Source organism: Spirillospora sp. NPDC047418, from assembly GCF_040643275.1.
Lineage (GTDB): Bacteria > Actinomycetota > Actinomycetes > Streptosporangiales > Streptosporangiaceae > Spirillospora.
Genome location: NZ_JBEYTW010000163.1, coordinates 1 through 10,519 on the forward strand (window position 1 = coordinate 1; position 10,519 = coordinate 10,519).

Genomic DNA, 10,519 nt, shown 5'->3' on the forward strand with positions numbered 1-10,519 from the left:
TGGCGACGCCGTCACCAGGCCCGATCCCAGGCCAGCCACTACCACCGACAAGCCACTCAAGCATGAAGATCGCGATCTACAACTGGAGTACTAGGAGGTCGCGGGCCTCGGCTCGGGTCAGGGAGATGGCCTTGGCGCCGGCCGTTTCGGCTACGGCGGTGGCGATGGCGCGCATCGGGGTGAAGGTTCGGGAGGCCGCGTTGATGATCGTGCGGCCGGACGGGTGGGTCGCGGCGGCGGTGTAGAGGGACGCCAGGTCGTCGATGTGAACGGAGGACCACTCGTTGGCGCCGTCCTCGACGTAGGCGGTCACACCGTTCTGCCGGGCGGACGCGAACATGCCGTCCAGGAGGCCGGAGCCGCCTCGGCCGTAGATCAGCGCGGCGCGGATGATGGTGGCGTTCTCGGCCTGGAGTGCTTGGCGTTCGCCCAGCACCTTCCAGGGTTGCGGGGATGTGTCCGGGTCGGTCGGGGTGTCCTCGGTGACCGGCGTTCCGGCGGTGTCCGGGTAGACGAGGCCGGTGCTCGTGTAGATGAGGGGCCTGGTGGTGGAGAGGAACGCGTCCAGGGCGGCCTCTTCCATGTCGCGCATGCGCGGGTTCATGTAGTCCACGGCGGTGTGGACGACCGTGTCGGATGTGGCGGCCGCCTCGCGCAAGGTGTCGGTGGAGGTCAGGTCACCGCGGACGGGCCTGGCTCCCAGTGCGATGGCGCGTGCCTCGGAGGCGTCCGAGCGGGCCAGTGCGGATACCTCGTGGCCCGCCTTGATGAGGTGTTCGGCGACCACGCCGCCCAGGTAGCCGCTGGCGCCGGTCATGAAGATGTGCATGTGCTGTTCCCTTCGGTGCTCGGCTTCCACGCTGCCTTTCGCTGGGCGGGAGCGGCCAGGGACTGAGAGTGCCAGGCTGAGCGGGAAGGGTCCGCCGTACCGTGGACGCATGGACAAGCGCGCGTTGGCGGGGTTCCTGCGGGCCAGGCGGGAGCGGGTCCGGCCCGAGGACGTAGGGCTGCCGCGCGGGTCACGGCGGCGGACGCCTGGCCTGCGCCGCGAGGAGGTGGCGCAGCTCGCCCACATCTCGGTCGACCACTACAGCCGGCTGGAGCAGGGGCGGGGGCGCCATCCGTCCCGGCAGGTGCTGGACGGGATCGCGCGGGCGCTGCGGCTGTCCGATCTGGAGCGGGCCCACCTGTTCGAGCTCGCCGGGGAGCGCGAGCGGGACCGCGTGGACGGCCCGTCCCGCGCGGTGGCGCCGGGCACGCTGAGCCTGCTCGACCGGCTCACCGACGCGCCCGCCTTCGTCGTGGACGACATGTGCCGCGTGCTGGCCTGGAACCCGCTGGCCGCCGCCCTGTTCGGGGACTTCGCCCTGCTGGGCGGGCCCGACCGGAACCTGCTGCGCCGGTACTTCCTCGAACCTGGCGGCCGCGTGGTCGATCACTCGGAGTTCGTGGTCACGTCCGTCAGCTATCTGCGGGTGGCGATGGCCCGGTATCCCCGGAACGGGGAGATTCGGGCGCTGGTGGACGAGCTGGTGGCGGGCAGCGCGGAGTTCGCGCGGCTGTGGGAGTCGCAGGAGCTGCGGATCGAGCACCATGCGCGGGAGCGGTTCACGCATCCGCGGGTGGGCGAGGTCGAACTCGACTTCGACATCCTCACCGTCCCCGGGCAGGACCAGCAGCTGATCATCTTCACGGCGGAGCCGGGGTCGCGCGCGTACGAGACGCTGCGGCTGCTCAAGGTCATCGGGACGCGGCGCGCGGACGTTCCCGCCTGATCAGCCGAACGTGATGAGTTGGCGGACGGCCTGGGCGGTGTGGAGGTTGTCGAAGCCCTCGTTGACGGCGTCCAGGGGGAGGCGGCCGGAGAGCAGGGCGTCCACCGGGAGGACGCCGTTGCGGTACATGGTGATGAAGCGGGGGACGTCGCGGCGCGGGACGCAGGAGCCGAGGTAGCTGCCGCGCAGGGTCTTCTCCTCGGCGACCAGGCTGAGGGCGGGGAGCGTCAGGGGCGCGCCGGGGGCGGGGAGGCCGACGGTGACCGTCGTTCCGCCGGGACGGGTGGCGGCGTACGCCTGTTCCAGGACGGGGACGACGCCCGTCGTGTCGATGACCTTTTCGGCGCCGCCGGAGGTCAGGTCGCGGAGGGCCTCGGTGGCGTCCGGGCCGCCCGCGATGGGGTGGGCGCCCAGTTTCTCCGCCAGGTCGAGCTTGTCCGGGACGAGGTCGATCGCGTAGATCGTGGCTGCACCGGCGGCCTTGGCGGCCAGGACGGCGGCGAGGCCGACGCCGCCCAGGCCGAAGACGGCGACGGTGTCGCCGGGGGTCACGGCCGCGCTGTAGAGGGCGGCGCCCGCGCCGGTGAGGACGGCGCAGCCGAACAGCGCCGCGATGTCGAACGGGAGGTCGCGGTCGATCTTCACGGCGGAGCGGGACGAGACGACGGTGTACTCGGAGAACGCCGAAACGCCCAGGTGGTGGTTGGGGCGGGTGCCGCCAGGGGCGACAAAGCGCTTGCCGCCGCCGAGGAGGGTGCCCGCGCCGTTGGCCGCCGCGCCGGGTCCGCAGAGGGCGGGGCGCCCGCCGACGCAGCGTTCGCAGTGGCCGCAGGCCGGAACGAACGCGAGGACGACGTGGTCGCCGGGGGCGAACTCGGTTCCCGGTCCGGTTTCGACCACTTCGCCGGCGGCCTCGTGACCGAGCGCCATCGGGAGCGGACGCGGGCGGGACCCGTTGACCACGGACAGGTCGGAGTGGCACAGCCCGGCCGCGCCGATGCGGATCAGGAGTTCGCCGGGGCCGGGCGGGTCGAGCCGCAGGTCGGCGATCTCCAGCGGGCGGGACGCGGCGTACGGGGCGGGTCGTCCCGACTCGACGAGGACGGCGGCGCGGGTCTCGGTCATGGGGTGAGCAGCTTCTCCATCTCGGTGCGGACGGCGCCCGCGATCTCGACCGGGCGGCGGGTGTGCCGGTCGACGAAGACGTGCACGAAGTGGCCCTCGGCGATGAGCGCCCCGTCGGAGGCCCGGAACATCCCGACCTCCCAGCGGACGCTGGAGCGGCCGAGCCTGCCGATGCGGAGACCGACCTTGATCGCGTCCGGGAACGACACCTCGGCCTTGTACTCGCAGTGCGACTCGACGCACAGCCCGATGGCGGCGGACGACGCGGGGTCGAAGCCGGCCGTCCGGATCATCCACTCGTTGATGACGGTGTCCATGAGCGAGTAGTGGACGACGTTGTTGACGTGCCCGTAGACGTCGTTGTCCTTCCACCGGGTCGGGACGTTCTCCCAGTGCTGGTACTCGCCGGTCATGAAGGGCAGCCTAGGGTCGTCCCGGGCCGTGCCGATACATCGGCCCGGTATGACGGTGACCACGCAAAACGACGTCCGGGCGTGCGAGGGCGCCTGCCCAACGGCGATCAGCGGTCGAGTGCTTCGACCAGTGCGAGCCCGGCGTCGGCGCACTCGTCGTCCTGCTCCGGCATGCCTCCGCTGACGGCGATCGCGCCGACGGCGGCGTCGCCGCGCCGGATCAGCCGGGAGCCCGCGCCCGCCACGACGGGTGTTCCCGCCACGCGGTCCAGTTGCGCGAAGAGTGCGGGCCACGCCTGCTCCAGACGCACCAGTTCGCTGCCGTCCCGGTGGAACAGCGCGACGCTGGACGCCTTCGCCGGGGCGATCCGAGCCGACAGCGGAGGCGCGCCGTCCATGCGGTCGAGGACCTGCAGGTGCCCGCCGCCGTCGACGATCGCGACGGTGACCCGCGCACCGAGCCCGGTGGCGTGCTCGCGTACGCGGACACTGACGGCCCGGGCTTCGTCCAACGTGAGTGACATCAGTCATCACCGTCCAATTTCCTTGGTCGAACCAACCTTGGTGCGACCAAGGTATCCTAGATTCGTGGGGTCGACCAAGGAATTGGCTAGACTTCGCGCATGGAGATGGAAGAGTCGCCGACCCGCCTGCGCGGCAAGCCGAGCTGGCTGATCAGCAAGGCTTCGGCGCGGGCGCATCGTCTCATCGGAGAGGCGATGACCGCTGCGGGCGGGCGCGCCTACCACTTCGCGATCCTCGCCGCGCTGGAGGAGTTCGGCCCCGACAGCCAGGTGCGGATCGGCCAACGGTGCGGAATCGACCAGAGCGACATGCACGCCATGCTCAATGAGCTGACGACGCAGGGCCACGTCGCGCGGGCCTCGGACCCCAGCGACCGGCGCCGCAACCTGATCACCCTGACCCCGGCGGGACGGCGACGGCTGGAAGAACTCGACAGGGCGCTCTCCAAGGTTCAGGACGACCTGTTGAACGCCCTGTCGGCCGACGAGCGCGACCGCCTCACCGCGCTGCTCACCCACGTCCTCGCTCTGACATGAGACGCGGAGGGCCCGCCCTCGGCGAGGGCGGGCCCTGGGGCGCGGGGGTCAGTGGCGGCGGCCACCGCCCCGGAATCGGGCGAGCAGGCCGCGCACCTTGGCCTGCGTGCGGGGGTCGCGGGCGTAGCGTTCGGCCTTCGCCCGCATCTTGCGGCCCTGCGGGCCCTTCGCGTACCTCATGATCCGGTTGACGACGGACGGCATTTCGTCCTCCTCGGCCTAGGTCCTCGTTCAACGAGCGCCCGGCCGAAGAAGTTCAGGTCGAAGAAGTGTCGAAGGAGTTCAGAACGCCTCGTCGAGGGCGACGGTCCCCTCGACGCCGATCTGGTACGCCGAGACCCGCCGCTCGAAGAAGTTGGACAGCTCCTGGACGTCCTGCAGCTCCATGAACGCGAACGGGTTCGCGGTGCCGTAGCGGGCGGGAAGGCCCAGCCGGACGAGCCGCTGGTCCGCCACGTACTCGAGGTAGGCGCGCATGTCGCCGGCGCTCATGCCGGGCAGCCCGTCGCCGCACAGGTCGCGGGCGAACGCCAGTTCCGCCTGGACGGCCTCCTCCAGCATCGTGGTGACCTGGGACGTCAGCTCGGCGTCGAACAGCTCCGGTTCCTCGGCCCGCACGGTGTCCACCACGGAGAACGCGAACTCCATGTGCATCGACTCGTCCCGGAAGACCCAGTTCGTCCCGGACGCGAGGCCGTTCAGCAGGCCGCGCGACCGCAGCCAGTACACGTACGCGAAGGCGCCGTAGAAGAACAGCCCCTCGATGCAGGCCGCGAAGCAGATGAGGTTGAGCAGGAACGTCCGGCGGTCGTCGGCGCTCCGGAGCTCGTCCAGGGCGCCGAGCGAGTCGATCCAGCGGAAGCAGAACTCCGCCTTCGCCCGGATGGACGGGATGTGCTCGATCGCCGCGAACGCCCGTGCGCGCTCGTCCTGATCGGGCAGGTAGGTGTCCAGGAGGGTGAGATAGAACTGTACGTGGACGGCCTCCTCATATAGCTGCCGGGACAGGTAGAGCCGGGCCTCCGGGGCGTTCACGTGCTTGTAGAGGTTCAGCACCAGGTTGTTCGCGACGATCGAGTCGCCGGTGGCGAAGAACGCGACGAGCCGGTTCACGAGGTGCAGTTCGGCGGGCGTGAGCCGCTCCAGGTCGGCGAGGTCGGACGCGAGGTCCACCTCCTCGACCGTCCACGTGTTGCGGATCGCGGCGCGGTACCGCTCGTAGAAGTCGGGGTAGCGCATGGGCCGCAGGGTCAGGTCCATGCCGGCGTCGAGCAGCATGCCGCGTCCTTCCGTTCGCGCGTTCACTGGCAGGCCTCGCAGGTCTCGGGGTTCTCAAGGGAGCACACGGCCGCCACCGAACCGGTGGACGCGACCGTCGTCTGCGCGATGCGCGTCGCCGGGCGGGAACGCAGGTAGTAGGTCGTCTTGAGGCCCGCGCGCCACGCATACGCGTACATCGAGGAGAGCTTGCCGATGGTCGGCGTCTCCATGAACAGGTTCAGCGACTGGGACTGGTCGATGTAGGGGGTGCGGGCGGCGGCGAGGTCGATGAGCGCCTTCTGCGGCAGTTCCCAGGCCGTCCGGTAGAGGGTGCGCATCTCGTCCGGCAGGCCGACGAGGCCCTGGACGGAGCCGTTCGCCTTCTTGACCGCCTCCCGGACGGCCGGCGTCCACAGCCCGAGCGACTTCAGGTCCTCGACCAGGTAGCCGTTGATCTGCAGGAACTCGCCGGACAGCGTCTCGCGCTTGAACAGGTTGGACACCTGCGGCTCGATGCACTCGAAGCAGCCCGCGATGGACGCGATCGTCGCGGTCGGCGCGATCGCGATCAGCAGCGAGTTGCGCAGGCCGGTCTCGGCCACCCGTGCGCGGAGCGCCTCCCAGTCGGCGGGACGGGTCGGCGACGCGTCCGGGAAGTGGTCGACGTGGAGCCGGCCGCGAGCCGTGCGCGTCCTGCCGTAGGCGGGCAGCGGGCCCTGCGCGGCGGCGAGATCGGCGGACGCGCCATAGGCGGCCAGCGCGATCTCCTCGGCGATGCGTGTCGACAGCGTGTGGGCCTCGTCCGAGTCGAACGGAAGACGCAGCGTGAAGAAGACGTCCGCCAGACCCATCACGCCCAGGCCGACCGGTCGCCACTTACGGTTGGCCTTCTCCGCCTCAGGCGTGGGGTAGAAGCCCTTGTCGATGGTGCGGTCCAAGAACCGGACGGCGGTGCGGACAGTCGAACGAAGCCGCTCCCAGTCGACCCCGGCCGGCGTGACGTGTGCGGCCAGATTCACCGATCCGAGGTTGCAGACGGCCGCTTCGCCGTCGCTCGTCACCTCAAGGATCTCCGTGCACAGGTTCGACAGGTGGACGGTCTGGCCGGGCTCGGCGGTCTGGTTGCAGGCGCGGTTGGCGGCGTCCTTGAACGTCATCCACCCGTTGCCCGTTTCGGCGAGGGTGCGCATCATCCGCCCGTACAGCTTGCGCGCCGGGACCTGCCGGACGTACCGGCCGTCCCGCTCCGCCGCCCGGTACGCCTCGTCGAACGCCTCGCCCCACAGGTCCGCCAGCTCGGGGACCTCCTTCGGGTCGAACAGCGACCAGGTCGCGTCGTCCTCGACGCGGCGCATGAACTCGTCCGGGATCCAGTTGGCGAGGTTGAGGTTGTGGGTGCGGCGCGCGTCCTCGCCCGTGTTGTCGCGCAGTTCGAGGAACTCCTCGACGTCGGCGTGCCACGGCTCCAGGTACACGCAGGCCGCGCCCTTGCGGCGACCGCCCTGGTTGACGGCGGCGACGGACGCGTCCAGCGTGCGCAGCCACGGGACGATGCCGTTCGAATGCCCGTTGGTGCCGCGGATCAGCGACCCCCGCGACCGGACCTTCGTCCACGAGATCCCGATGCCGCCCGCGTACTTGCTGAGCCGCGCAACCTGCCCGTACCGGTCGTAGATCGACTCCAGCTCGTCGCGCGGCGAGTCGAGCAGGAAGCAGGACGACAGCTGCGGGCGGCGCGCCGCCGCGTTGAACAGCGTCGGTGAGCTGGGCAGATAGCGCAGCGTGCTGAGCAGCCCGTACAGCTCCGCCGCCTCCCGCACGGTGTCGGCCAGCCCGCACGCCACGCGCAGCAGGAAGTGCTGCGGGCGTTCCAGGACGAGCCGCGAACGCGGATGCTTCAGCAGATACCGGTCGTAGAGGGTGCGCAGCCCGAAGTACTCGAACCGGTCGTCGGCGGAGTCGTCGACCAGCGCGTCGAGGGCGGCGGCGTTCGCGGCGACGAACGCGGCCGGGTCGTCCGCCAGCAGTCCTGCGCGGTGCGCGGCGGCGACCGACTCGGCGAACGTCACCACTCCGGCGGACGCCGCCTCGTCCCTGATCCGGGCGCCGAGCAGCCGCGCGGCGACCTTGGAGTAGCCGGGTTCGGCGGGCACCAGGGCGGCGGCCTCGCCGATCGCGAGGTCGCGCAGCGCCGCCGTGTCCAGCCCGTCCCCGGAGCGGACGGCGGCCAGCACCCGTCCCGGCTCGACGTCCGGTACGCCGTCGCAGGCGGCCTCGACCTCCGCGCCGATCCCCCGCCACGACGCCGCCGGCGGCGCCACCAGAGCCTGTGTCACGTGCCTCTCCCCTCGCAAGCCGCCTCGCGGAGACATGCGAACGGGGCGCGACGGCACGCCGCGTTCCGCCCTCCGGCCCACCCGCGAGACCTGGACGTATCGCGCTGGCAGGTCTTCGGACTCGCGGGCGTCGCCTCCTCGCCGGAGGCGGCCTACTGACCGTCGCTTCCCAGGCCCGCGATGGACCCAGTGCTCGATGACGGCGGCCGTTCCCACTCACCGCTGCGGGGCAGTCCCGGATTCCCACCGGGTTCCCTCTTACGTCGCCCCCGCCGCGAACGGCGGGGGCGAACCAGCACGGGATTGAACCCTACATCTAGTTCGCGATCTTTGTGCAACCCCAAGATGTTGGGTGTGTCGGCGCGGTCGCCGGAGTTGCAGCGGGTCGGCTGCGGGGTCGGCGGGGGTGGTGGCACGATGGTCCCGTCATGTCCGAACGCCCCCGCGATCCCCTGTTCCGGACCGCCCGCGCCGCGGTCTTCGCGACCGTGTGCGTCGCGCTGGCCGTCCTCGGGCACGTCCTCGCAGGTGGCGCCGCGGTGCCGCTGTGGGCGGGGACGGCGGGGCTCGGCGCGGTCCTCGGCGTGACGCTGATGCTGGCGGGCCACGAACGCTCCCTCGCCACGATTTTGGGCGGGCTCCTCGGCGGGCAGTTCGCGCTGCACACGCTGTTCACCGGCGCGGCGCCGCACCCCGCACCGGTCACGCCCGCGATGTCCGCGATGCCCGCGATGGCGGACCACACGCCCGCCATGCACGCCGCCATGTCGGCCGGCGCGAACACCTTGGCGGCACCGGCCCCGCACGACGCCAACGGCCTGGTCATGACGCTCGCGCACTGCGTGGCCGCGCTGGTCGCCGCGTGGTGGCTGCGGCGCGGCGAGCGGGCCGCGTGGGCGATGGCGCGCCGGGTCGCCGCCGCGACCGACCGTCCCGTCCGGGCGCTGCTGGCCCTGCTGACCGTCGAGCCGGCCGCGTCCCCGCGTCCCGTCCCGGCGGCTCCGGCGGCGGACGAGGCACCGTCCGTCGGCCGGGTGCTGCGGCACCAGGTGGTCGAGCGGGGTCCCCCACCGCGTTCGAGGGCGCTCGCACACCTCTGCTGAGGCGGGCGCCGTACGTCACCGGACGCCGATCCGCGGCGCATCCGGCGCTTCTTCCGTACGACTCGAACGGACCTTTCCTCATGCCCTTCCTCACGCATGCCCGGCGCGCCGGCGCCCTCGCGTCCCTCGCCGCCCTGGCCGTGGTCGGCGCGGCGACGGCCGCGTCCGCGCACGTCACCGCCAACCCGAAGACCGCCGAGCAGGGCTCCTACGCCAAGGTGTCCTTCCGGGTGCCGAACGAGCGCGACAACGCCTCCACCACCAAGGTCGTGGTGCACCTGCCGGTCGACCACCCGCTGGCGTCGGTGTCCGTCCGCCCGACCCCCGGCTGGACGGTGAAGGCCGAGAAGTCCAAGCTGCCGAAGCCGATCAAGGCGCACGGCGGCGAGCTGACCGAGGCCGTCACCACGATCACCTGGACGGGCGGCAAGATCGAGCCGGGCCAGTTCCAGGAGTTCGACGTCTCCATGGGCCCGCTGCCGACCGACACCGACCAGATCATGTTCAAGGCCGACCAGACGTACTCGGGCGGAGAGGTCGTCAAGTGGGAGGAGGAGCCGGCCGAGGGCGCCGCCGAACCGGAGCACCCGGCGCCGACCCTCAAGCTCACCCCGAAGGACGCCGCGCCCACGGCCGGCCTCACCGCCGAGCAGCAGCCCGCCGCCAAGAGCACGGCGTCGTCCAGTGACGGGACGGCCCGCCTCCTCGGCGGCATCGGCATCGCGGCCGGCGTGATCGGCGTCGGCGTCGGCGGCTACGGCCTGAGCCGCGCGCGGAGCCGGGCATGATCCGGGCGACGCGGCGGCTCGCGGCCGGCGCGCTGGCGGTCGGGACGGCCCTCGCCCTGACGGCGGCCCCGGCCTCCGCGCACACCACGCTGACGTCGGCGAACCCGGCGAAGGACGCGGCGGTGTCCGCGCCGTCCGAGATCGTCCTCACCTACGCCGACCCGGTGCGCCTGCCGCGCGTGGTGCTGATGGACGCGTCGAAGAAGCAGTACCAGTCCGGGTCCGCCCAGGCTGTCGACAACAAGGTCACCCAGGCGGTCGACGGCACGCTGCCGAACGGGAAGTACACGGTGGGCTGGCGTGTCGTGTCCTCGGACGGGCACCCGGTCGAGGGCACCTACGCCTTCACCGTGACGGGCTCCTCGGCCGCCGCGCAGCCCGCCGCCCCGGCGCCGTCGCCGTCCGCGGCCGCCGCGACGTCCGCCGAGAAGTCGTCGGGCTCGTCCGGCTGGCTCTGGATCGGGCTGATCGTGCTGGTCATAGCCCTGGCCGCCGGAGTGGTCGGCTGGCTCCGCCGCTCCTCCACCACCGAGGACTGACCACCGGCCGGGTGGTCACGGGCCGCACCCGTGACCCCCCCCCCCCGCCGGGGGGGCGCCCGCCCCCCCGCCGTTCCGGTGATGGCGCGTTCCGGGCGGTCCGTATCCTGGCCGGACGA

At 72.0% G+C, this 10,519-nt stretch carries 12 protein-coding genes and 1 riboswitch; of the genes, 5 read left to right on the forward strand and 7 right to left on the reverse strand.

The window, feature by feature from the left end; all coding sequences use genetic code 11:
• Positions 1–76: 76 nt before the first annotated feature.
• Positions 77–829, reverse strand: coding sequence for an NAD-dependent epimerase/dehydratase family protein (locus ABZ806_RS43950; RefSeq protein WP_500225718.1), 753 nt, complete (start codon positions 827–829; stop codon positions 77–79).
• 109 nt (positions 830–938) lie between these two features.
• Between ABZ806_RS43950 and ABZ806_RS43955 the strand changes: the two genes are divergently transcribed.
• Positions 939–1,775: a helix-turn-helix transcriptional regulator gene (locus tag ABZ806_RS43955; RefSeq protein WP_500225719.1), complete on the forward strand. Its 837-nt coding sequence runs from the start codon at positions 939–941 to the stop codon at positions 1,773–1,775.
• Here the strand turns inward: ABZ806_RS43955 and ABZ806_RS43960 are convergent, their stop codons facing one another.
• The 3 genes from ABZ806_RS43960 to ABZ806_RS43970 all read right to left on the reverse strand — a co-directional run bounded on the left by ABZ806_RS43960 (position 1,776) and on the right by ABZ806_RS43970 (position 3,837).
• Positions 1,776–2,900 carry a zinc-dependent alcohol dehydrogenase family protein gene (locus ABZ806_RS43960; RefSeq protein ID WP_500225721.1) on the reverse strand — a complete coding sequence of 375 codons (1,125 nt, stop codon included), beginning with the start codon at positions 2,898–2,900 and terminating at the stop codon, positions 1,776–1,778.
• A complete protein-coding gene (locus ABZ806_RS43965) occupies positions 2,897–3,313 on the reverse strand; it encodes an acyl-CoA thioesterase (RefSeq protein WP_500225726.1) in 417 nt (138 codons plus the stop codon). Before ABZ806_RS43965 ends, ABZ806_RS43960 begins: the two co-directional genes overlap by 4 nt.
• 107 nt (positions 3,314–3,420) lie before the next feature.
• A complete protein-coding gene (locus ABZ806_RS43970; protein ID WP_500225727.1) occupies positions 3,421–3,837 on the reverse strand; it encodes a GlcG/HbpS family heme-binding protein in 417 nt (138 codons plus the stop codon).
• Between the two features lie 99 nt (positions 3,838–3,936).
• Here ABZ806_RS43970 and ABZ806_RS43975 point away from each other — a divergent pair, with 99 nt between their 5' ends.
• On the forward strand, positions 3,937–4,374 hold the full coding sequence (locus ABZ806_RS43975) for a MarR family winged helix-turn-helix transcriptional regulator (RefSeq protein WP_500225730.1): 438 nt from the start codon (positions 3,937–3,939) through the stop codon (positions 4,372–4,374).
• A gap of 48 nt (positions 4,375–4,422) precedes the next feature.
• On the opposite strand, the gene ABZ806_RS43980 is transcribed toward ABZ806_RS43975, so the two are convergent.
• The 3 genes from ABZ806_RS43980 to ABZ806_RS43990 all read right to left on the reverse strand — a co-directional run bounded on the left by ABZ806_RS43980 (position 4,423) and on the right by ABZ806_RS43990 (position 7,970).
• Positions 4,423–4,578 carry a hypothetical protein gene (locus tag ABZ806_RS43980; protein ID WP_500225732.1) on the reverse strand — a complete coding sequence of 52 codons (156 nt, stop codon included), beginning with the start codon at positions 4,576–4,578 and terminating at the stop codon, positions 4,423–4,425.
• A 78-nt stretch (positions 4,579–4,656) separates the two neighbouring features.
• Positions 4,657–5,652, reverse strand: a complete 996-nt coding sequence (locus tag ABZ806_RS43985) for a ribonucleotide-diphosphate reductase subunit beta (RefSeq protein ID WP_500225736.1) — start codon at positions 5,650–5,652, stop codon at positions 4,657–4,659.
• Between the two features lie 23 nt (positions 5,653–5,675).
• Positions 5,676–7,970: a ribonucleoside-diphosphate reductase subunit alpha gene (locus ABZ806_RS43990; RefSeq protein WP_500225739.1), complete on the reverse strand. Its 2,295-nt coding sequence runs from the start codon at positions 7,968–7,970 to the stop codon at positions 5,676–5,678.
• Between the two features lie 89 nt (positions 7,971–8,059).
• A riboswitch (cobalamin riboswitch) is annotated at positions 8,060–8,282 on the reverse strand.
• 116 nt (positions 8,283–8,398) lie between these two features.
• On the opposite strand from ABZ806_RS43990, the gene ABZ806_RS43995 reads away from it, so the two are divergent.
• The 3 genes from ABZ806_RS43995 (at position 8,399) to ABZ806_RS44005 (ending at position 10,400) form a co-directional block, all read left to right on the forward strand.
• Positions 8,399–9,073 carry a hypothetical protein gene (locus ABZ806_RS43995; RefSeq protein ID WP_500225743.1) on the forward strand — a complete coding sequence of 225 codons (675 nt, stop codon included), beginning with the start codon at positions 8,399–8,401 and terminating at the stop codon, positions 9,071–9,073.
• Positions 9,074–9,153: 80 nt separating this feature from the next.
• A complete protein-coding gene (locus tag ABZ806_RS44000; protein ID WP_500225748.1) occupies positions 9,154–9,861 on the forward strand; it encodes a YcnI family copper-binding membrane protein in 708 nt (235 codons plus the stop codon).
• Positions 9,858–10,400 (forward strand): copper resistance CopC family protein, encoded by a 543-nt coding sequence (locus tag ABZ806_RS44005; RefSeq protein WP_500225751.1) that lies wholly within the window; start codon positions 9,858–9,860, stop codon positions 10,398–10,400. The genes ABZ806_RS44000 and ABZ806_RS44005 overlap by 4 nt, the downstream gene beginning before the upstream one ends.
• Positions 10,401–10,519 lie beyond the last annotated feature (119 nt).

What these genes read in the sequence shown, in the direction of transcription:
- ABZ806_RS43950 (WP_500225718.1), bottom strand. Translation starts at nt 829, where the DNA reads ATGCACATCTTCATGACCGGCGCCAGCGGCTACCTGGGCGGCGTGGTC.
- ABZ806_RS43955 (WP_500225719.1), top strand. Translation starts at nt 939, where the DNA reads ATGGACAAGCGCGCGTTGGCGGGGTTCCTGCGGGCCAGGCGGGAGCGG.
- ABZ806_RS43960 (WP_500225721.1), bottom strand. Translation starts at nt 2,900, where the DNA reads ATGACCGAGACCCGCGCCGCCGTCCTCGTCGAGTCGGGACGACCCGCC.
- ABZ806_RS43965 (WP_500225726.1), bottom strand. Translation starts at nt 3,313, where the DNA reads ATGACCGGCGAGTACCAGCACTGGGAGAACGTCCCGACCCGGTGGAAG.
- ABZ806_RS43970 (WP_500225727.1), bottom strand. Translation starts at nt 3,837, where the DNA reads ATGTCACTCACGTTGGACGAAGCCCGGGCCGTCAGTGTCCGCGTACGC.
- ABZ806_RS43975 (WP_500225730.1), top strand. Translation starts at nt 3,937, where the DNA reads ATGGAGATGGAAGAGTCGCCGACCCGCCTGCGCGGCAAGCCGAGCTGG.
- ABZ806_RS43980 (WP_500225732.1), bottom strand. Translation starts at nt 4,578, where the DNA reads ATGCCGTCCGTCGTCAACCGGATCATGAGGTACGCGAAGGGCCCGCAG.
- ABZ806_RS43985 (WP_500225736.1), bottom strand. Translation starts at nt 5,652, where the DNA reads ATGCTGCTCGACGCCGGCATGGACCTGACCCTGCGGCCCATGCGCTAC.
- ABZ806_RS43995 (WP_500225743.1), top strand. Translation starts at nt 8,399, where the DNA reads ATGTCCGAACGCCCCCGCGATCCCCTGTTCCGGACCGCCCGCGCCGCG.
- ABZ806_RS44000 (WP_500225748.1), top strand. Translation starts at nt 9,154, where the DNA reads ATGCCCTTCCTCACGCATGCCCGGCGCGCCGGCGCCCTCGCGTCCCTC.
- ABZ806_RS44005 (WP_500225751.1), top strand. Translation starts at nt 9,858, where the DNA reads ATGATCCGGGCGACGCGGCGGCTCGCGGCCGGCGCGCTGGCGGTCGGG.